Genomic DNA, 19,831 nt, shown 5'->3' on the forward strand with positions numbered 1-19,831 from the left:
ATCGAAAGGCAGTCAACGATGACCAGCAGATTCGTCCGAGCGGCAGCGGCCGGAGCGGCATTGGCCGTGTCCGCCACCGCGTTCGCCGCGTGCTCCTCGGAGCCGGAGACCACTCCGGACGACGTGATCACGATCTTCGCGCCCCAGGACGCCGGCCAGGAGCAGAACCTGGACGAGAACGCGTTCACGAAGTTGCTCGAAGAGAAGTTCGACGTCGACCTCCAGTTCGAGACGACCACCTGGGACGGGGCCGCGGCAGGGGAGAAGCGGCAGATCTCCCTCGCCAGCGGCGACTACCCCGACGCGTACATGCTCATCCCGTGGATCGACCAGTTCTCCAGCGACGAGCTGGTGAAGCTCGGCGGCCAGGGCGTGCTCATGCCGCTCGACGACCTCATCGGCGAGGACACCCCGAACATCACCGCCGCGTTCGAGAAGGAGCCCGGCTTCAAGGAGCTGGCGACCTCCCCGGACGGCAAGATCTGGGGCATGCCGACCTGGAACGACTGCTTCCACTGCTCCTACCCCTCGAAGCTGTGGATGAACTCCGACTGGCTCGACACGCTCGGCCTGGAGCAGCCCACCACGCCTGAGGAGCTGCGCGCGGTCCTGGAGGCCTTCAAGACCCAGGACCCCAACGGGAACGGCGCGGCGGACGAGATCCCGCTCTCCGCGACGGGCGGCGGCTCCCTCCTCTCGTACCTGATGAACCCGTTCGTCTACACCCCGGAGATGGGTGCGGAGGGCACCATCCCGGCCACGCTCGGCGTCGTCGGCGGCGAGGTCGTCATGCAGCCCACCCGCGACGAATGGCGCGAGGGCATCTCCTATGCGGCGTCCCTGTACGCGGACGGCCTGATCGACGAGGCCGCCTTCACGCAGAACGGCGAGGCGCTCATCGCGAAGGGCAACAGCGCCGAGGGCGTGATCGTCGGATCGGCGGCCTTGATGCACCCGTGGTTCGTCTCCGACGACAACGAAGACGGGCGCTACACGCAGTACAACGCGGTCCCGCCGCTGACCGGGCCGAACGGGAGCGACGCCACCTACACCGGCGGCGCCGCCGGAGCCTCGCCCGGCGCGACCTTCGTCATCACGAACCGCTCCAGCGAGGCGAAGCAGAAGAAGCTCATGCAGATCGTCGACTTCATGATCTCCTACGACGGACACCTGCAGGGCGAGTTCGGCGTCGAGGGCGTCAACTGGGTCCGGCCCGAGGCGGGCGACGTGGCCCTGGACGAGACCCTCGAACCGAACTTCAAGGTCGTCGCACTGCCCGCGGGCGAGGGCCTGAACAACTCCTGGGGTCCGATCGCGCAGTTCTTCACCGACGAGGAGTTCCGCAACTCCCAGGTCACCGCGACCGACGTCGACACGCCCGAAGGCTACGAGCGCCGCCTGTTCGAAGCCACGGAGCTCTACGCGGGCCACGAGTCCGACGAGCTGTTCCCCTACTGGGAGGCATCGGTGACCGGCGAGACCGCGACGGAGCTCGCCACGATCCAGACCAATGTGGAGAGCTTCGTGGTCCAGGCGGCCGCGGAGTTCGTGAGCGGCGTCCGCGACATCGAGAGCGACGAGGACTGGGCGGAGTTCCAGCAGAACCTCACCGACCTCGGCGCCGAGCGGTACGTCCAGATCTACCAAGAGGCCTGGGACGCCTCGAAGTAGGCTTTCTCCTCCCCACCAGGTGGGCCGCCCCAGGGGTCGAGACCGGGGGCGGCCCACCGCCGCGAGCGGCGGCGGTGCCCCGCTGTACCTTCCGAGCAACGATCTACAGGAGAGGCGGGGCCTCCGTGGCCAAGCGGGTGACGATCCACGACGTGGCGGCAGAGGCCGGCGTGTCGCGCCAGACCGTGACGCGGGCGATGAACGACAGGGACGACATCAAGGAGGCGACCCGCCTCCGGGTCCTCGAAGCCGTCGAGAGACTCGGCTACCGTCCGAGCCGCTTCGCCCGCAACCTGGTCACGCGGCGCAAGCAGCACGCGCTCGGCCTGGTGGTGGCCTCCTTCGACAACCCGTACTACACCGGCATCGCCGCCGAGATGCTCACCGCCGCCGCCGAGCGCGGCTGGCAGCTCATGATGGCGGCCGCGCAGGACGACACCGAGGCGGTGCTGGGCATGCTCGCCTCGCAGGCCGACGTCGTGGCGCTCCACTTCGGAGGATCCGGTGCCGAGCTGAGCGAGTTCGCCGGCGGCCTGCCCGTGGTGCGCCTCGAGGCCGAGAGCCTCCTGCCAGGCGTCCACTCGGTCGCGCTCGACATCGAGTCCGGCATCGTCGCGGTCGTCGCCGAGCTCCGCGCGCGCGGCGCCCGGCGGTTCGGCATGGTCGACTCGGCGCACTCGCTCCAGGCGCACGGTGCCCGCGGGGCGGGCGGCGGGTACGGGCCCTCGCCGAAGCGGCGGTACTTCGAACGCGCCGTGGGCGAGCCGCTCGCCGGCGTCACGATCGGGGACGAGAGCATCGCCGCAGGGAGCCGGGCCTTCGGCGAGCTGCTCGAGCAGCACCCGGACGTCGACACCGTCCTGATGTTCAACGACCTCATGGCGCTCGGCGCGGTGCGGTACGCGCAGTCGCGGGGCATCGACGTACCCGGCCGGGTACGCATCGTCGGCATCGACGGCCTGGCCCTCGGCGAGGCGGTCCATCCCAGGCTGACCTCGATCGCCCTCGACGTGCGCGCCATGGCCTCGCACACCATGGACATCGCCGAGCTCGTCGCCAAAGCCGACTTCGCCCGGCTCGACCCGATCCACCGCAGGGTCGGGTCCTCGATCCTCTGGCGCGAGTCGGCCTAGGGCTTGCGCCCACTCGATCTTTACCGGTAAATTTCTCCGGACCCGGCCCCCACCTACCCAGGAGCCATCGATGAAGACCTTCTCCCTCAGCCAGGTCACCCTGCTGGAGGGCCCGTTCGCACGCGCCGTGAGCACCGACCTCGGATACGTGCTCGCCCTCGAACCGGACCGGCTCCTCGCCCCTTTCCTGCGCGAGTCGGGCCTCGAACCCCGCGCGGCCTCCTACGGCAACTGGGAGGACAGCGGCCTGGACGGCCACATCGGCGGCCACTGCCTCTCCGCGCTGGCCCTGCTCGCCGCCGCGACCGGCGAGGCCGAACCGCAGCGGCGCCTCGAGTACATGGTCGCCGAGCTGGCGCGGGCGCAGGACGCCCTCGGCACCGGGTACGTGGGCGGCGTCCCGGGCGGCGCGGCGCTGTTCGAGACCCTGCGCGGCGGCGGCACCGCGGCGGCGACCGCGCTCGGCTGGGCCGGCGGCCACTGGGTGCCCTGGTACAACCTGCACAAGACCTTCGCGGGCCTGATCGACGCGCACCGCCTCCTCGGCAGCGTGCAGGCGCTCGAGGTGGTCGTGCGGCTGGCCGACTGGTGGCTCGGGGTGGCGGCGACGCTCGACGACGAGGCCTTCGAAGCCATGCTGGACACCGAGTTCGGCGGCATGAACGAGGCGTTCGCCGACCTGGCCGCGATCACCGGCCGCCGCGACCACGCCGACATGGCCCGCCGCTTCTCCCACCGCGCGATCCTGGACCCGCTCCTGGAGCGCCGCGACGGCCTCACGGGCCTGCACGCCAACACGCAGATCCCCAAGGCCGTCGGGTACGCGGCCACCGCCGCCGTGCGCGGCGACAAGGACCTGCTCGAGGCGGCCCGGTACTTCTGGCACGAGGTGGTCGCGAACCGGACGGTGGCCATCGGCGGCAACAGCGTCCGCGAGCACTTCCACGCCCTCGGCGACTTCACGCCCATGATCGAGGACCGCGAAGGCCCCGAGACCTGCAACACCTACAACATGCTGAAGCTGGCGAAGGCCCTCGCCGAGACCGCCTTCGAACCATCCCTCCTGGACTTCGCCGAGCGCGCGGTCTACAACCACCAGCTGGCCTCGCAGCACCCCGAGCGCGGCGGCTTCGTCTACTTCACCCCGATGCGCCCGCGCCACTACCGGGTCTACTCCCAGGCCGACCTCGGCATGTGGTGCTGCGTGGGCACCGGCATCGAGGCCCAGGCCAAGTACGGCGAGTTCGTCTTCGGCGAGCACGAGGGCGCCCTCGCGGTCAACCTGTACATTCCCGCCGAGCTGGACGCGCCCGAGTTCGGCGGCCGCTTCCGCCTGGAGACCGCGTTCCCGGCCGACGAGCACATCGGGCTCACGCTCGACCTCGACGCGCCGCGCGCGTTCGCCCTGCGGCTGCGCGTCCCCGACTGGAGCGACGGCCTCGAGGGTCTCACGGTCAACGGCCACCCGGTCGAGGCCGCCTCGATCCCCGGTGCCCTTGTCCTGGAACGGGAATGGCAGCCGGGGGACCTCGTGGCCTTCCGCCTGCCGCTGCGCCTGCGAGCCGAGCGGCTGCCCGACGGCTCGCCGTGGCAGGCGTACTTCGCCGGCCCGGTCCTGCTGGCCTCCCGCGACGGCGCGCACCACCTGGACGGGCTCGAAGCCGACGACAGCCGCATGGGGCACGTCGCGCGCGGCCCGCTGCTGGGCTTCGCCGACCTCCCTGTGGTCGCGGACGCGCCCGCCGAGGACGTGCTCACCCGCGAAGCGCCCCTGCGCTACCGGCTGGCCTTCGCCGACCCGGAAGGCGCGGTCGAGCTGGTCCCGTTCCACGAGGTCCACGACACCCGCTACACCGTCTACTGGCCCGTGGCCGACGCCGACCGGGTGGCCGAGCGCCGCGCCGCACTGCTCGCTGCCGACAGCGAGTCGCTCACGCTCGACGCCACCACGGTGGACAAAGTCGCGTTCGGCGAGCAGCAGCCCGAGAGCGACCACGGCTTCCGCGGCGAGGCCACCGAGGTGTCCGTGGACGCGCAGGGCCGCCGCTCCCGCGCCACCGCCGCCCGGATGTCCGTGGGCCTCAACGACCCCGGCCGCGCCGGCCGCGTCCTCCGCGTGGGCTACCGCCACGCGGGCGGGACCACCGGCGTCACGGTGACACTGGACGGCGAGCCCGTCGCGACCGAGGCATGGGAAGGCGAGCACGGCGCCTTCGAGGTCGACTACGTCCTGCCCGCGGAGTCCGGGACGGGCTCGGCCGTGCGCGAACTCGAGTTCACCGCCCCGGCAGGCGGATCGACGCCGGGCGTGACCATGGTGCGGCTGCTGCGCTGACCGGACTCCACTGAGGACTCAGGCCCGTCCGGCGCTCCGGACGGGCCTGAAACCCTATAGGATATTTCCTATAGGAAACCGGGCGGCGGTCGTGCTAGCGCACTGCCGCTTCGTCCCGGCCCGACCAGTACCCGCCGTCGGGGTAGCTGAACTCCTCGATCGAGGCGGTGTACATCTCGGCCGAGTAGCCGGGCCGGGAGGGCAGCAGGTAGTTGCCGTTCTCGACCAGGCACGGGTCGGTGAAGTGCTCGTGGAGGTGGTCCACGTACTCGGTCACCCTGTCCTCCAACGTGCCCGAGACGGCCACGTAGTCGAAGATGGACAGGTGCTGCACCAGCTCGCACAGGCCCACCCCGCCCGCGTGCGGGCACACGGGCACGCCGAACTTGGCGGCCATGAGGTACACGGCGATGATCTCGTTGACGCTCGCCAGCCGCGCGGAGTCGAGCTGCAGGTAGTCGAGCGCCTCGGCCTGCAGCATCTGCTTGAACAGCACCCGGTTCATGCCGTGCTCGCCGGTGGCGACGCCGATCGGCGCCACCGCGCGGCGCACGGCCGCGTGCCCGAGCACGTCGTCGGGGCTCGTCGGCTCCTCGATCCAGTGCGGCTCGAACTCGGCCAGCGCCTTGATCCAGTCGATGGCCTCGGGCACGTCCCACACCTGGTTGGCGTCGATCATGAGCTTGGCGTCCCAGCCGATGACCTCGCGGGCGATCCGCAGGCGGCGGCGGTCCTCCTCGAGGTCGGCCCCGACCTTGAGCTTGACGTGCCGGTAGCCCTGGTCGACGGCCTCTTGGAGGAGGCGGCGGAGCTTGTCGTCGCTGTAGCCGAGCCAGCCGGCGCTGGTGGTGTAGCAGGGGTAGCCGCCGCGGGCCTCGAGCTCGGCGATGCGCTGCGCGCGTGTGTCGTACTTGTCGCGCAGGATCCCAAGGGCCTCTTCGCGAGTGAGCGCGTCGGAGAGGTAGCGCAGGTCGGCGGCGTCCACGAGCTGCTCGGGGGTCATGTCGGCGAGGAGGCGCCACAGGGGCTTGCCCGCGGCGCGCGCGGTGAGGTCCCATACGGCGTTCATGACGGCGGCGAGTGCGATGTGGACGACGCCCTTCTCGGGGCCGAGCCAGCGGTACTGCGAGTCGGACTGGAGATCGCGGTAGAGCGCGCCGGGGTCGTTCACGACGGCGTCGAGGTCGCGGCCGATGAGCCGGACGGCCCAGTGGAGGGCGGCGGCGGTGACGATGTTGTTGCCGCGTCCGATGGTGAAGGTGAAGCCGTACCCGGTGAGCTCGGGGTCGTCGGTGCGGACGATGACGTAGGCGGCGGAGTAGTCGCCGTCCTTGTTCATCGCGTCCGAGCCGTCGAGGGTCTGCGAGGTGGGGAAGCGGACATCGTGAGCCTCGACGGCCTCGATGGTGGTCATGCGGTGGTCCTCAGGTGCTGGTCGGGTGGTCTGCGGCGCGGTGGCGGCGCGCGGCGGGGAGGGGCGCCGCCGTTTGCGCAAACGATTGATCAGGCGTTGACCTTAGCCGTGGTCGCCGCCCGGCGCAAGGGGAGGAGCGTCAGGCGCGCGGCGGCGCGGTCGACTCGCGGGTGATGAGCACCGGCTCCGGGTCCTCCACGGAGAGGTGCTCGACGGGGCCGCCGTCCACGACCCGCGCGAGCGCGGCGGCGGCCGTGCGGCCGAGTTCGTAGAGGGGGAGCTTCACGCAGGTGAGCGGCGGCCAGGTGTGGGCGGCGGTCCACGCGTCGTGGACGGCGACGACCGAGAGCTCGCCGGGCACGGCCAGGCCCTGCGCCCGCGCCTGGGCGAGGACGCCGACCGCGGCGTTGACGTTCGCGGCCACGACCGCGGTGGGCGGCTGGGGGAGTGCGAGCAGCTCCGCGGTGGACGCCCGCCCGTCCGGTTCGCGGTACCCGCGCCAGGTGACCAGGCCGGTGTCGGGCGCGATACCGGCCTCCTCGAGCGCCGCGGCGTACCCCGCGGCGCGGCGCTGCGCCGTGGGCGACTCCGCGAGTCCGCCGGCGAAGCCGATCCTGCGGTGCCCCAACGCGATCAGGTGCTCGGTGGCCCGCCGCGCCGCGAGCGCGTCCGGCACGACCACCGAGCTCGCCCCGGGCAGCCGCTGGTGGATGGTGACCAGCGGCCCGCGTCCGCCCACGGACTGCGCGAGCTCCTCGGGATCGGTGCCGTCGCGCGGCTGGAGCACGATGCCGTCGACCCGGCCCTCGCCCACGAGCCGGTCGAACATGGCGCCGCCGGGGTGCATGTCCTCGCTGCGGGCCAGCAGCATCACGCAGCCGCGCGCCACCGCCTCGTCCTCCACGCCGCGGGTCAGATCGGCGAACAGCGAGTTCGTCACGTCCGGGACGATGAGCGCGATGACGTCGGTGCGCGCGAGCTTCAGCGCCCGGCCCGCGAAGTTCGGGTGGTACCCGACCTCCCCGGCCGCCTTGCGCACCCGCTCCCGGGTCGCCTCGCTGAGCCGCGCCGACGGGTCGCCGGAGAGCACCCTGGAGACCGCCGAGACCGAGACGCCCGCGCGGGCCGCCACATCGCTGAGTTTCGCCACGGTTCCAGTATCGCCTATCCCCGCCGCGCCTGAGCAAACGATTGCGCATTCGCGGGATGTGTGCGATCCTCATCGGCGACCGACCCGCACCCGTACCCCCGAGGAGGCAGCCGTGCCCGCCGCACAGTACGCAGGAAACCGGACCATGACCGTGGTGGACGCCGAGCCGTCGCCGCCGGGGCCCGGCCAGGTCCAGATCAACGTGGCCTACAACGGCATCTGCGGCACCGACCTGCACATCCTCAGCGGCCACATGGACGCCCGCGTCGCCGTCCCGGCCGTCATCGGCCACGAGATGAGCGGCACCCTCGCCGCCATCGGCGACGGCGTCGAGGGCTGGGCCGTCGGCGACCCCGTCACCGTCATGCCCCTCGCCTGGGACGGCACCTGCCCCGCCTGCCTCGCCGGGAACTCGCACATCTGCCAGAACCTCGACTTCGTCGGCATCGACTCGCCCGGCGCCCTCCAGACCCGCTGGAACGTCGACGCCGACCTGCTCGTGCGCCTCCCCGCGACCCTCTCGCTCCAGCACGCGGCCCTCGTCGAGCCCACCGCCGTCGCCGTCCACGACGTGCGCCGGTCCGAACTCGAAGCCGGGCAGAAGGCCGTCGTCATCGGCGGCGGCCCCATCGGCGTCCTCATCGCCGCCGTCGCCCGCGCCTTCGGCGGCGAGGTCGTCGTCATCGAGCTCGACCCCAAGCGCCGCAAGGCCATCGCCGAGCTCGGCTACACCGTCCTCGACCCCCGCGACGACACCGTGGCCTGGGTCGAGGAGTGGACGGGCGGCGCGGGCGCGGACGTGGTCTTCGAGGTCTCCGGCGCCGCCGCGGCCGTCCTCGGCGCCGTCGACTACGCCAAGGTGCGCGGCACCCTCGTCGTCGTCGCGATCCACCCCGAGCCCCGCCCCGTGAACCTCCAGCGCGTCTTCTGGCGCGAACTGCGCCTCCTCGGCGCCCGCGTCTACCAGCGCGACGACTTCGATACCGCCGTCGCCCTCCTCGCCACCGGCGCGATCCCCGCAGACGCCCTCATCACCAGGACCGTCCCCCTGCACGCCGTCCAGGCCGCCTTCGACGACCTCACCGGCGGCCAGGCCATGAAGATCCTCATCGACGTCCAAGCCGACCGCGCCTCCAAGGACAGTGAGTGACCATGACCCTCTTCGACCTCACCGGCCGCCTCGCCGTCGTCACCGGCGCCAAGCGCGGCATCGGCTTCGCCATGGCCGAGGCCCTCGCCGCCGCCGGGGCGGACGTCATCGGCGTCAGCGCCACCATCGAACCCGAAGGCTCCGCGATCGAAGCCCGGGTCACCGGACTCGGCCGCGCCTTCCGCGCGATACGCGCCGACTTCAACGACCCCGAGCAGGTCGCCGCCCTCGCCGACACCCTCGCCGCCGAACCGGTCGACATCCTCGTCAACAACGCCGGCACGATCCGCCGCGCCCCCGCCGCCGAGCACCCCGACGCGTACTGGGACGAAGTGCTCCAGGTCAACCTCACCAGCCAGTTCGCGCTCACCCGCGCCGTCGGCCGCACCATGCTCGAGCGCGGCGGCGGGAAGGTCATCTTCACCGCCTCGCTCCTGAGCTTCCAGGGCGGCATCAACGTGCCCGGCTACGCCGCCGCCAAGTCCGGCATCGCCGGGCTCACCCGCGCGCTGGCCAACGAGTGGTCCGGCCGCGGCATCACGGTGAACGCGATCGCCCCCGGCTACATCGCCACTGACAACACCCAAGCGCTGCAAGACGATCCGGACCGCTCGAAGGCGATCCTCGAGCGCATCCCCGCCGGCCGCTGGGGCCGGGCCGACGACCTCGCCGGTGCGACGGTCTTCCTCGCCAGCGCCGCCGCCGACTACGTCTCGGGCACGGTCATCCCGGTGGACGGCGGCTGGCTCGGCCGCTGACTCCCAGCACATGGAGTGGGCCGCGGGGCCCGGGCGTACCGGCACGGCGTCCGGGCCCCGCGGGGCTTCTTCTAAGGGGTGTGGACGTCAGGCCACGCGTACGCGGTCTTGTCGCTGCCGATGTAGAAGCTCGGGTGCGGCGGCTGGTTGTAGGCCGTGTTCTGCCAGGCGATCGCGACCCGGTACTGGATGTCGTGCATCAGCGTCGGGATGCGCAGGTTCGTCTGGTGCGGGGTCGCGTAGATCCGCAGCCGGGTGCTGTCGGTGCTCTTCCAGATCACTTCCTCGCGCCAGTCGCCGAACAGGTCCGCGGAGAGGCCCGGCGTCGACTTGGTGCCGTTGTTGGAGGACACACCGGATCCGGAGAGCGAGGTCCCGGAGGGGTAGTTGGTGATGGAGGTGCCGTTGAGCAGCTCGCGTTCGCCGTCGCCGTCCCACCAGGACAGGAAGTTGATCGACCCGGGCTTGGACCCGATGTTCTGGCCGGAGGCGTTGAGCAGCCCGCCGACGTTCGCCGACCAGTACTCCGAGCCGGGGTTGGAGGCGAGGATGTTCGCGCCAACGCCGCGGCCGTTGTCGCCGCTGGCGCTGGTCTGGAACAGGATCTGCCCGTTCGAGCCGTTGAGGCTGGAGGACGGGTTGCAGCTGCACTCGTGGACCATGAACGACTCCTGGCCGGGACGGCTGGGGACGTGGTCCGTGACGTGCTGGGCGTCGCCGTGGCCGTGGCGGGTGTTGTAGAGCGCCTGCCCGTTGGACCCGACGGCCATGGCGCCGTAGACGACGTCCTGGTTGCCGTCGCCGTTCATGTCGGCGATGGAGAGGCTGTGCGCGCCTTGGCCGGTGTACTGCGAACCGGCGCTGTTGGAGTCGAAGGTCCAGCGGGTGGTCAGGTCGGTGCCGTTCCAGTCGACGGCCCAGATCACCGAGCGCGTGTAGTAGCCGCGCGCGAAGATCATCGAGGGGGTCTCGCCGTCCAGGTATGCCGTGCCGGCGAGGAACCGGTCGACGCGGTTGCCGTAGTTGTCGCCCCAGCTGGACACGTTGCCGCGCGGCGGGTTGTAGTTGACGGTGTCCATGGCGGCGCCGGTCTGGCCGTTGAAGACGGTCAGGAACTCCGGGCCGGAGAGGACGTACCCCGAGGAGTTGCGGTAGTCCGCGCTTCCGTTGCCGATGACGGTGCCGACGCCGTCGCGGGTGGCGTCGGCGGTCTTCATGGCGATCTCGGCCCGGCCGTCGCCGTCGTAGTCGAAGACCTGGTACTGCGTGTAGTGCGCGCCCGAGCGGATGTTGCGGCCCAGGTCGATGCGCCACATGCGGGTGCCGTCGAGCTTGTAGGCGTCGATGATGGTGTTCCCGGTGTACCCGGCGTGGGAGTTGTCCTTGAGGTTGCTCGGGTCCCACTTCACGATCAGCTCGTAGTCGCCGTCCCCGTCGAGGTCGCCGGTGCTGAGGTCGCCGGCCGAGTAGGTGAACGCCTCGCCCGAGGGCGTGGTGCCGCCCGCGGGCTTCTGGATCGGGACGTCGTAGTAGCCGCTGGAGTTGAACGTCAGTTCGGTGCCCGAGGCGGTGCCCTCGGTGCCGTTCACGACGGACCGGACCGTGTACTGCGAGGACGCGGACCCGCCGTTGTCGAGGTAGTTCGACGCGCCGGTGAGGGGCGAGGCGTTGAGCTTCGTGCCGTCCCGGTAGACGTTGAATGCCACATTGGACGGATCGGTGCCGAGGAGCCGCCACGAGACGAGCCGCCCGGCGCCCGAGGGCACGACGGTGACGCCGCGGGTCAGCTCTTCCACTTCGTACCGGCCGTCGCCCTGCTGCGGCGGGTCGCCGTCGGTGATCTCGACGTAGTCGATGTTCGCCAGGCCCGCGGCCGAGGAGGCGACGAGGCGGACGGTGTTGCTCCCGGCGTTGACGGGGATCTGGACGGTCTTGGTCGACCACGTGGTCCAGGCCCCGGTCGCGGTGAACGCGCTCGCGGTCTGCACGGCGGCGCCGTTGACGACGATGTCGGCCGAGCGGGTGTCGGTGCCTCCGTGGGCGTACCGGATCGCGAGGGTCGCGGTGCCCGCGCTCGCGGCGTTGACGGTGAACTGACTGGTCGCGCCGACCACGTTGTCCGAGTTGCAGAAGCCGCTGCCGGAGTGCCCGGCGTGGTTCGACTCGACCGCGCCCTGGCAGGTGGCGGGGGCGCTCTCGGCTTCGTAGCGGACCGTGGCGGCGTCGGCCGAGTGCAGGGTGATCATCGTCGCCGCCGCGGCGACGAGACCGGCCACCGCGACTGCGGGTGCCCGCAGTCGCCGTGACCGTTGGGATGGTGCCTTGTGCATGTTCACTCCGTGAGTGCTGATGTGAGGGTCTTGGAGCGCTCGGCCGCCTGCGTCTCGCACTCGCCGCGCCGACCGCTCAATATCGAGAGATTGCATTGTATCGATATTTTGAACCGTTTCAGCGTAGCGATGAACGCCCCGATGCGCAAGCATGAGCGAAATGCCAGTTCAACGGCGGTTCCTAGCGCCGATGGGCGGCCGAGCGCGCTTGCGGCGCAACAATTTCAGGAGCCGTGCGGTGCACTGGAGTGACGGGAGATCATCTATGTGACGATGAATCGATAAAATGCCCCGCTCATCGCATTGTGCGACAGTGCAGGCCGTCCCTAAGCTGTCCGACAGCCGCCCGACGACGCGGGCGGCGAGGGCCGGCCCGGCGGGCGCACTCCCGCCGGGCCGGTCCGCACCATTGTGTCCGCTTTGCGGCCCAAGGCATCGGGCGCTCCGCCTCGGCGCGGCGGCCACCGGTTGCGGGCCGATAGACTCGAGCCTCGGTCCGGCCGCGGACACCCCTGCCGAGCGCAGCGGCGCTGCGCGGCCCGACCGGATCGGCATCGACGGCTGGAGGACGGGTGCGGCGCAGGACAGTCACCATGAGCGACGTGGCGCGGCTCGCGGGCGTCTCGACGATGACCGTCTCCAACGTCGTCAACAACCGCGTCAAGGTCAGCGAGGCCGCCCGCGAACGCGTGCTCGAGGCCATCCGCGCCTCCGGCTACCAGGTCAACCTGACCGCCCGCAGCCTCCGGTCCGGCCGCACCGGCGTCATCGGCGTCGCCGTGCCCCAGGTCGGCAACCCCTACTACGGCATGCTCGGCGCCCTCCTCATCGACGAGGCGCACCAGCGCGGCTACGAGGTCACGATCGGCCAGACCGGCGCGCTCGCCGACGGCGAGGCCGCGGCCGTCGCGCAGTCGCGCTGGCTCCAGGTCGACGGCCTCTTCCTCTCGGCGATCGAGCTCGACCCGCAGATGCCGCTGCTCGCCGACGCGGGCTTCCCGATCGTCCTGTTCGGCGAGCAGGGCGCGGGCGGCCGGTTCGACCACATCACCCTCCCGAACGAGGCCGGCGCCGCCGCGGCCACCGGGCACCTGATCGACCAGGGCTGCAAGCGGATCGCGATCGTCACCGGGTCGGGCCTGGACCGGCTCAACACGGTCACCCGCCGCTACAACGGCTACCGCGCCGCGCTCGAGGACCGCGGGCTGCGGCCCGATCCGGAGCTGCGCTTCGCCCTCGACTCGCTCTCCTGGGACGGCGCCCGCGAGGCCGGCCGCCACATTGCGGCCTCCGGCCTCGGCGTCGACGGGGTCGTCGCGTTCAACGACACCACCGCGATCGGGGTGATGCGCGGCCTGACCGACGGCGGCGCCTCGGTTCCCGGCGACGTCCGCGTCATCGGCTTCGACGGCATCCCGGTCGCCGAGCAGGTCATCCCCGCGCTCTCGACCGTGGCCCCGGACCACCACTGGATCGCCGCCCGGGCCCTCGACCTCATCGTCGGCCGCATCGCCGACCCCGCCGCCCCGCCCCGCCAGTACACGGCCCCGTTCGACCTCGTCGTCCGCGAGTCCACAGCTTAGGGCCGGTCCTGTGAACCAGACCGGTCGTCGTCCGGTCCGTTCGCCCGCTCCCTGATACACAAGGCAGGCCCTGAACCGCCGCCCGGTCAGGTGAGGGCGATCCGCAGGACGCGGTCGTCGTCGGGCCCGGGGTCACCGCGGCCGTCAGTGTTGTTGGTGAGGACCCACAGCGACCCGTCAGGGGCGTTCACGACGTCCCGCAGGCGTCCGTACTCCTCCACGTAGTGCTCGACCGAGGTGCCGGGGTCGCCGAGGGGGACCGCGCGCAGGCGCCGGCCGCGCAGGTTCGCGATGTAGGCGGTGCCGCCCGCGATCGCCATGCCGGAGGGGCTCGCGTCGTCGGTGCCCCACTGCTGGACCGGGTCGGTGTAGTCGCCGATCCCGGCGATGCCCTCGGCCTCGGGCCAGCCGTAGTTCGCGCCGGGCTCGATGCGGTTGAGCTCGTCCCAGGTGTCCTGCCCGAACTCGGCGGCCCACATGCCGCCCTCCTCGTCCCATGCGATCCCCTGCGGGTTGCGGTGGCCCCAGGTGTAGACCAGCGAGCCGGGGAACGGGTTGTCGTCCGGCGCGGTCCCGTCGGGGTTCATGCGCAGGATCTTGCCCGCCGGCGACTCGCGGTCCTGGGCGTTCTCGGGATTCCCGGCGTCCCCGGCGGTGGCGTACAGCATCCCGTCGGGGCCGAACGCGATGCGCCCGCCGTTGTGGTTGCCCGCCGAGGGGATGCCGGACAGGATCGCCTGCGGCGCACCGAGTGTCAGCGCGCCCGCGGCGCCTTCGAGCGCGAACCGCTCGATCCGGTTCCCGTCCGAGGCGGTGAAGTACGCGTACAGGAAGCCGTCGCGGACGGCGAGCCCGAGCAGCCCGCCCTCGCCGCCCCCGGCCACGCCGTCGACGACGGCTACCTCACGCGCCTCGCCCTGGGCGTCCAGCTCCAGGACGCGGGCGCTGTCGCGCTCGCTCACCAGGGGGGTGCCCTCATGGAACGCGATCGACCAGGGCGCCTCCAGGCCGCTCGCGACGACCTCGGGCTCGCCGAGCGCGGTCGCGGCGGTGGTCGGCGCCGGTTCGTTGGCGGGTGCCGAACCCGTGTCCGGCTCGGCTTCCTCGTTCGGTTCCGCGGTGCACGCGGCCAGCGGGATCCCGGCGAGCGCGGCACCCGCGTAGCGCAGCGTCTGACGTCTGGAGGCCATGGCCCGTCCTTTGCTCTCGTCGCCCCTGCGGGCGCGGTCGTCTCGGAGGCCTCCACTGTAGGTGCGCCCGAACGGATCCGGCAGGCCGCGCCGGAGCTCCCCTCCGCCTCCACGGGCCGGGTCCGACTCCTGTGCCGCCCGCGTCCCACCGCGCCCAGTGGCCCCGCCCACCCGCGGAATCGTCAGACCTTTGAAAGTTCCGGGCGTTTCGCGGTCCCGTCGACGCGTGTTCGACGATGGAGAAGGCTTGCCGAGCGCAGGAGCATTCACTCTTGAACCGGCGATCGGGCGCGAAACGCGGGCGTTCCGGAAAAGCGGGGGAGGATCGCCGCTTTGGCCATTCCTGCCTGGGAAAAGTCCGTCCGATCGCTCGGTTTGTAGCCGTTCCTCCGCATTGCTCGAGCCGCATGGATCATCACTGAACGTATTTCACGGATCACGAAAAGAGATTCATTGACATCACTGCTCGTTCTCACTAAGCTCTGGAAGTTATCGGAAATAGCCCCGAAAGTTTCGATCGTTACGGCAGTGAAATCTTGCCCGCCGGAGTGGACGGAGGGGCGGACTGTTTGGTCCATCTCAAGGAGGAGAGTCATGTCAGGTGTGTTCGGGCGTTCGCCCATCGGAGCCACCCGCCGCGGGGTCATCGGATTCTCGCTGGCCGCGTCGAGCATGGCCGCACTCGCGGCGTGCAGCGACGACGGCGGCAGCGACGAAATCGACGTCGATGCGCAGTCCAAGGGCGCGATGGACAATTTCGCCGCTGACACCCAGTTCACGGCTACGGAGCCCTTCAATCTCTCGGTGCTCTGGACGGATTGGCCCGACCTTCCCATCACGGACAAGTGGGAGTTCTTCAAGGAGATCGAGAAGCGCACCAACGTCACGATCGACGTCACGAACATCCCGTTCAGCGACGCGACCGAGAAGCGCAGTCTCCTGATCAGCGCCGGTGACGCCCCCACCGTGATCCCGCTGGTCTACACGGGCGAGGAGAACTCGTTCGTCTCCTCCGGCGCGATCCTGCCGATGAGCGAGTACGTCGAGCACATGCCCAACTTCCAGAAGTACGTGGCGGAGTGGGACCTCGCGGACATGATCGACAACCTCAAGCAGGCCGACGGCAAGTACTACATGCTGCCGGGCCTCCAGGAGGTGTCGGTGCCCGTGTTCACCCTCGTCATCCGCAAGGACGTCTTCGAGTCGGTCGCCGGCGGCATTCCCCAGACCTGGGACGAGATGCGCGAGGCGCTGGTCAAGATCAAGGCCGAGTACCCCGACTCCAAGCCCCTCGCTGACGGGTTCGAGGGCGCGTCGATGCTCAACTACGCCGCCCACGCGTTCGGCGCGCAGGCCGGCTGGGGCTTCGGCAGCGGCATGATCGACGACGGCTCCGGCAGCCTGGTGTACACCGCCGCGACCGAGGGCTACAAGCAGATGGTCGAGTTCTTCCGCGGCCTCGTCGAGGACGGCCTGCTCGACACCGACTCGATGACCGCGGCGAACGACGGCACCGGCGGCGGCAGCGTCACCGAGAAGGTCGCGGCCAACCTCGTGTTCGCGGCGTCCGGCTCGGCCGGCACCGCCATCGAGTTCGCGACGGCCCTCAACGAGACTGTGGGCGAAGGCAACTACGAGATCCTGCAGATCGCCCCGCCCGGCGGCCCGGCCGGCCAGATCTGCGAGCCGCGCAACTTCTGGAACGGCTTCATGCTGAACGCGGAGATCGCGGACTCCGAGAACTTCATCGCCATCCTGCAATTCCTCGACTGGCTGTACTACAACCCGGAGGCCCGCGAGCTGCTCCGCTGGGGCGTGCTCGACCAGACCTACACCAAGGACGCCTCCGGCAAGATCACCCTCAAGCCGGAGTTCCGCCTCGACGCGTACGGCATCAACCCCGGCGCGCCCACCGACATCCAGAAGGACCTCGGCTGGTCGAACGCGGTGTTCGCCGACTCGACCGAGTCCCGGGCGCTGAAGGAGTCCTACAACTCCCCGACCTTCGTGGAGTACATCGACTCCGTGCTCTCCAGCCGCACGCCTCGCGACCCGAACCCGCCGGCCCCGCTCGACGAGATGGAGCTGGAGCAGGCCTCGCTCCAGGCCACCCCGCTGAAGGACACCGTGGACACCGCCACGCTGCAGTTCATCCTGGGCGACCGCGACATCGCCGAATGGGACGCCTACGTCGGCGAGCTCGAATCCGCCGGTCTCCAGACTTACGTCGACCTCATCAACACCGCCCGCCAGCGTTTCGAGGAGGAGAACTCCTAGTCCGCCCGCCGGGGGGCGGCTGGTGAGCACGGCTTCGCCGGGCTCGCGAACCAGCCGCTCTACCCCGGCACGGACGGGAGGGAGTGCTTATGTCCCTCACACAAGACGAGCAGTCCCCGCGGGCCGAGGCCCGCGGGGGCGCCGCGGCGCCCCCGGCGCCGCCGCGCCCGCCTGCGGCGAACCCGAAGGCGCGACCCCGCAAGCGCAAGCTGAGCTGGAAGACCGCGTTCAAGCGCGACTGGCAGCTGTACACCTTGGCGATCGTGCCGCTGATCTTCTTCGTGATCTTCAAGTACGGCCCGATGCTCGGCAACGTCATCGCGTTCCGGAGGTTCCGCCCCGGCGGCAGCATCTTCGGCGACGAATGGGTCGGCGTGCGCTACATCGAGATGTTCATCAACGACCCGTCGTTCTGGCACGTCTTCACGAACACGGTGGTCCTGGGCGCGCTCACCATGGTGGTCTGCTTCCCGCTCCCGATCGTGCTGGCGCTCCTGCTGAACGAGGTGCGGCAGCAGTACTTCAAGAAGCTCGTGCAGTCGATCTCGTACCTGCCGCACTTCCTGTCGATCGTCATCATCGTCGGCATGGTCATGCAGATCCTCTCGCTGGAGGGCACGGCGAACCAGATCATCCGCGCCTTCGGCGCCGAGGAGATCCCGTTCCTGCAGCGCGCGGAGTGGTTCCGCTTCATCTACGTGGGCTCCGAAGTGTGGCAGACCATCGGCTGGGGCACGATCCTCTACCTGGCGGCGCTCACCTCGATCGACGACACCCTCTACGAGGCGGCGAAGATCGACGGCGCGGGCCGGTGGCGGCAGACGTGGCACGTCACGCTGCCGGGGATCCGGCCCACGATGGTCACGCTGCTGATCCTCAACATCGGCATGTTCCTCAACGTGGGCTTCGAGAAGGTCTTCCTGCTCTACAACCCGCTGACATACGAGACGGCCGACGTCATCTCGACCTACCTCTACCGGGTCGGCCTGGTGTCGAACAACCTCAGTTACGCGACCGCCATCGGCCTGTTCCAGGCGCTGATCGGCCTCGTGATGGTGCTTACCGCGAACCTGATCTCGCGGCGGACGACGGGAACGAGCCTGTGGTGACCGATATTCGCACGCCCGACCTCGCGGCGGTGAAGCCGCGGACGACGCAGCGGTCGAGGGGCGAGCGCGTCTTCGGCGCGTTCAACGCCACCTTCCTCGTCCTGCTGTGCCTGGGGATGCTGTACCCGTTCATCACGGTGCTCGCCCAGTCGTTCAGCTCTTCCGGGGCGATCAAGGCCGGCCAGGTGAACTTCCTGCCCGTCGACTTCAATGTGGACACCTACGCGATCGTGATGTCGGACGGCATCTTCTGGCGCAACTACGGCAACACGGTGCTGTACACGGTGGTCGGCACCATTATCGCGATGGTCCTGACCACGACCTACGCGTTCGTGCTGTCGAAGCCGCATCTGAAGGGCCGCAAGGTGCTCATCGGCATCGCGGTGTTCACGATGTTCTTCAACGGCGGCCTCGTGCCGAACTACGTGCTGATCTCGGCGCTGGGCATGAAGAACACCATGTGGGCGCTGGTGCTCCCGGGCGCGATCTCGGTGTTCAACCTGCTGGTCATGAAGGCGTTCTTCGAGAACCTGCCGAAGGAGCTCGAGGAGGCCGCGCAGATCGACGGGCTCGGCTGGTACGGCATCTTCGGCCGGATCGTGCTGCCGCTGTCGAAGGCCGTCATCGCCACGATGGTGCTGTTCTACTCGGTCGCGTTCTGGAACGACTGGTTCGCCGCGTTCCTGTACCTCGACAAGAGCGAGCTGTTCCCCATCACGCTGTACCTGCGCAACCTCATCGCGGGCGCTTCGACGACGGCGTCCGAAGGGGCGGCGGCCGCGGGCAGCACGACCGCGCAGGTCTCGGCGAACATCCAGGCGGTGACGATGATCCTCACCGTCATCCCGATCCTGACCATCTACCCCTTCGTCCAGCGGTACTTCGTGTCGGGCGTCATGCTTGGATCGGTCAAGGGTTAATGCGAGCCAGGGAAGGGGCGGCGGCATGAGCACGCAGCAGCAGGCGGACGAGATCGGGCCGGGGGTCCTCTCGCGGTTCACCGCCGGGGTCTACCGGTTCCTCGTCCTCGGGGTGTTCCTCGCGGTCGCGGGAGTGCCGACGCTGCTGCTGTGGGCGCTGCTCGCCCCTGACCCGGGCAACGTGGTCTGGTTCGTCGCCGCGCTCCTGCCGGTGGCGCCCGCGCTCTCGGCGGCGCTGTACGCGCAGCGGGCGTGGGCGGAGGAGCCCGACCTCAGCCCGGCGAAGCCGCTCTTCCGCGGCCTCAAGATGAACCTGCGGGACACGCTGGCCTGGTGGGTGCCGGTGCTCGTGCTCGCCTCGGTCCTCTCGGTGAACGTGCTGTTCGCCGGGCAGGTCGCCGGCGGCGGGATGCTGCGGCCGGTGTGCATCGTGCTCCTGGTGATGCTCGCCGTGTGGGCGGGGCACCTGCTCGTGGTGTCCTCGTTCTTCTCGTTCCGGTTCCGCGACGTGCTGCGGGTGGCGGCGGCGGAGTTCTTCCTTTCCTGGAAGTCCTCGCTCGGCCTCCTCTCGCTGCTCATCGTGGCCGCGGCCGCGGTGGTCGTGAGCTCCGAGGGCCTCCTCCTCGTGCTCGGCTGGGCGTTCGCGGCCCTGCTGTGGCTCGTGGTGCGACCGGTCGTCGCCGACATCACCAAGCGCTTCACCGCGCACGACTGACCCCCCCAGGGCCGGTCCGTTCGCCGCGGGCCCTCCGGATACCGCGCCGGTATCCGGAGGGCCCGCGGCCTTTGGGCGGACCGGCGGGGGGCCCCC

Annotated in this window: 15 protein-coding genes; 10 read left to right on the plus strand and 5 right to left on the minus strand. The window is 70.4% G+C overall.

Annotation, left to right across the window (positions count from 1 at the left end; genetic code table 11):
* The first annotated feature begins 18 nt into the window (after window positions 1-18).
* The 3 genes from O2L52_RS01240 to O2L52_RS01250 all read left to right on the plus strand — a co-directional run bounded on the left by O2L52_RS01240 (window position 19) and on the right by O2L52_RS01250 (window position 5,139).
* Window positions 19-1,671, plus strand: a complete 1,653-nt coding sequence (locus tag O2L52_RS01240) for a type 2 periplasmic-binding domain-containing protein (RefSeq protein ID WP_270113470.1) — start codon at window positions 19-21, stop codon at window positions 1,669-1,671.
* Window positions 1,672-1,796: 125 nt separating this feature from the next.
* A complete protein-coding gene (locus tag O2L52_RS01245; RefSeq protein WP_270113471.1) occupies window positions 1,797-2,804 on the plus strand; it encodes a LacI family DNA-binding transcriptional regulator in 1,008 nt (335 codons plus the stop codon).
* Window positions 2,805-2,874: 70 nt separating this feature from the next.
* Window positions 2,875-5,139 (plus strand): glycoside hydrolase family 127 protein, encoded by a 2,265-nt coding sequence (locus O2L52_RS01250; RefSeq protein ID WP_270113472.1) that lies wholly within the window; start codon window positions 2,875-2,877, stop codon window positions 5,137-5,139.
* A gap of 94 nt (window positions 5,140-5,233) precedes the next feature.
* Here the strand turns inward: O2L52_RS01250 and O2L52_RS01255 are convergent, their stop codons facing one another.
* Both O2L52_RS01255 and O2L52_RS01260 read right to left on the minus strand, forming a co-directional pair.
* Window positions 5,234-6,553 carry an L-fuconate dehydratase gene (locus tag O2L52_RS01255; protein ID WP_270113473.1) on the minus strand — a complete coding sequence of 440 codons (1,320 nt, stop codon included), beginning with the start codon at window positions 6,551-6,553 and terminating at the stop codon, window positions 5,234-5,236.
* Window positions 6,554-6,692: 139 nt separating this feature from the next.
* Window positions 6,693-7,703, minus strand: coding sequence for a LacI family DNA-binding transcriptional regulator (locus tag O2L52_RS01260; RefSeq protein ID WP_270113474.1), 1,011 nt, complete (start codon window positions 7,701-7,703; stop codon window positions 6,693-6,695).
* 145 nt (window positions 7,704-7,848) lie between these two features.
* On the opposite strand from O2L52_RS01260, the gene O2L52_RS01265 reads away from it, so the two are divergent.
* Both O2L52_RS01265 and O2L52_RS01270 read left to right on the plus strand, forming a co-directional pair.
* Window positions 7,849-8,853 (plus strand): zinc-dependent alcohol dehydrogenase, encoded by a 1,005-nt coding sequence (locus tag O2L52_RS01265; protein ID WP_373897063.1) that lies wholly within the window; start codon window positions 7,849-7,851, stop codon window positions 8,851-8,853.
* 2 nt (window positions 8,854-8,855) lie between these two features.
* Entirely contained in the window at window positions 8,856-9,611 is a 756-nt protein-coding gene (locus O2L52_RS01270) for an SDR family oxidoreductase (RefSeq protein WP_270113871.1), read from the plus strand.
* A 71-nt stretch (window positions 9,612-9,682) separates the two neighbouring features.
* Here the strand turns inward: O2L52_RS01270 and O2L52_RS01275 are convergent, their stop codons facing one another.
* Complete coding sequence (locus tag O2L52_RS01275; RefSeq protein WP_270113477.1) at window positions 9,683-11,941, minus strand: rhamnogalacturonan lyase family protein; 2,259 nt, start codon at window positions 11,939-11,941, stop codon at window positions 9,683-9,685.
* A 593-nt stretch (window positions 11,942-12,534) separates the two neighbouring features.
* Between O2L52_RS01275 and O2L52_RS01280 the strand changes: the two genes are divergently transcribed.
* Window positions 12,535-13,524, plus strand: coding sequence for a LacI family DNA-binding transcriptional regulator (locus O2L52_RS01280; protein WP_270113478.1), 990 nt, complete (start codon window positions 12,535-12,537; stop codon window positions 13,522-13,524).
* 86 nt (window positions 13,525-13,610) lie between these two features.
* Here the strand turns inward: O2L52_RS01280 and O2L52_RS01285 are convergent, their stop codons facing one another.
* Together O2L52_RS01285 and O2L52_RS01290 are read right to left on the minus strand one after the other, a co-directional pair.
* The gene (locus O2L52_RS01285) at window positions 13,611-14,714 is read right to left on the minus strand and encodes a PQQ-dependent sugar dehydrogenase (RefSeq protein ID WP_270113479.1); all 1,104 of its coding nucleotides are present in this window, start codon (window positions 14,712-14,714) and stop codon (window positions 13,611-13,613) included.
* A gap of 266 nt (window positions 14,715-14,980) precedes the next feature.
* Window positions 14,981-15,310 carry a hypothetical protein gene (locus O2L52_RS01290; RefSeq protein ID WP_270113480.1) on the minus strand — a complete coding sequence of 110 codons (330 nt, stop codon included), beginning with the start codon at window positions 15,308-15,310 and terminating at the stop codon, window positions 14,981-14,983.
* Here O2L52_RS01290 and O2L52_RS01295 point away from each other — a divergent pair.
* From O2L52_RS01295 to O2L52_RS01310, 4 genes are all read left to right on the plus strand, one after another.
* Window positions 15,309-16,991, plus strand: coding sequence for an ABC transporter substrate-binding protein (locus O2L52_RS01295; RefSeq protein ID WP_270113481.1), 1,683 nt, complete (start codon window positions 15,309-15,311; stop codon window positions 16,989-16,991). The two genes, O2L52_RS01290 and O2L52_RS01295, sit on opposite strands and share 2 nt — an antisense overlap.
* 89 nt (window positions 16,992-17,080) lie before the next feature.
* Window positions 17,081-18,100 (plus strand): ABC transporter permease, encoded by a 1,020-nt coding sequence (locus tag O2L52_RS01300; RefSeq protein ID WP_270113482.1) that lies wholly within the window; start codon window positions 17,081-17,083, stop codon window positions 18,098-18,100.
* Window positions 18,097-19,020, plus strand: coding sequence for a carbohydrate ABC transporter permease (locus tag O2L52_RS01305; RefSeq protein ID WP_270113483.1), 924 nt, complete (start codon window positions 18,097-18,099; stop codon window positions 19,018-19,020). The genes O2L52_RS01300 and O2L52_RS01305 overlap by 4 nt, the downstream gene beginning before the upstream one ends.
* A 25-nt stretch (window positions 19,021-19,045) precedes the next feature.
* Window positions 19,046-19,735, plus strand: a complete 690-nt coding sequence (locus O2L52_RS01310; RefSeq protein WP_270113484.1) for a YesL family protein — start codon at window positions 19,046-19,048, stop codon at window positions 19,733-19,735.
* Window positions 19,736-19,831 lie beyond the last annotated feature (96 nt).

Source organism: Glycomyces algeriensis (assembly GCF_027622855.1).
Taxonomy (GTDB): Bacteria; Actinomycetota; Actinomycetes; order Mycobacteriales; family Micromonosporaceae; genus Glycomyces; species Glycomyces algeriensis.

Bases quoted from the DNA above. Each gene is read 5' to 3' on its own strand.
- O2L52_RS01240 (WP_270113470.1), top strand. From the start codon at position 19: ATGACCAGCAGATTCGTCCGAGCGGCAGCGGCCGGAGCGGCATTGGCC.
- O2L52_RS01250 (WP_270113472.1), top strand. From the start codon at position 2,875: ATGAAGACCTTCTCCCTCAGCCAGGTCACCCTGCTGGAGGGCCCGTTC.
- O2L52_RS01255 (WP_270113473.1), bottom strand. From the start codon at position 6,553: ATGACCACCATCGAGGCCGTCGAGGCTCACGATGTCCGCTTCCCCACC.
- O2L52_RS01265 (WP_373897063.1), top strand. From the start codon at position 7,849: ATGACCGTGGTGGACGCCGAGCCGTCGCCGCCGGGGCCCGGCCAGGTC.
- O2L52_RS01270 (WP_270113871.1), top strand. From the start codon at position 8,856: ATGACCCTCTTCGACCTCACCGGCCGCCTCGCCGTCGTCACCGGCGCC.
- O2L52_RS01275 (WP_270113477.1), bottom strand. From the start codon at position 11,941: ATGCACAAGGCACCATCCCAACGGTCACGGCGACTGCGGGCACCCGCA.
- O2L52_RS01280 (WP_270113478.1), top strand. From the start codon at position 12,535: ATGAGCGACGTGGCGCGGCTCGCGGGCGTCTCGACGATGACCGTCTCC.
- O2L52_RS01285 (WP_270113479.1), bottom strand. From the start codon at position 14,714: ATGGCCTCCAGACGTCAGACGCTGCGCTACGCGGGTGCCGCGCTCGCC.
- O2L52_RS01295 (WP_270113481.1), top strand. From the start codon at position 15,309: ATGTCAGGTGTGTTCGGGCGTTCGCCCATCGGAGCCACCCGCCGCGGG.
- O2L52_RS01290 (WP_270113480.1), bottom strand. From the start codon at position 15,310: ATGACTCTCCTCCTTGAGATGGACCAAACAGTCCGCCCCTCCGTCCAC.
- O2L52_RS01300 (WP_270113482.1), top strand. From the start codon at position 17,081: ATGTCCCTCACACAAGACGAGCAGTCCCCGCGGGCCGAGGCCCGCGGG.
- O2L52_RS01310 (WP_270113484.1), top strand. From the start codon at position 19,046: ATGAGCACGCAGCAGCAGGCGGACGAGATCGGGCCGGGGGTCCTCTCG.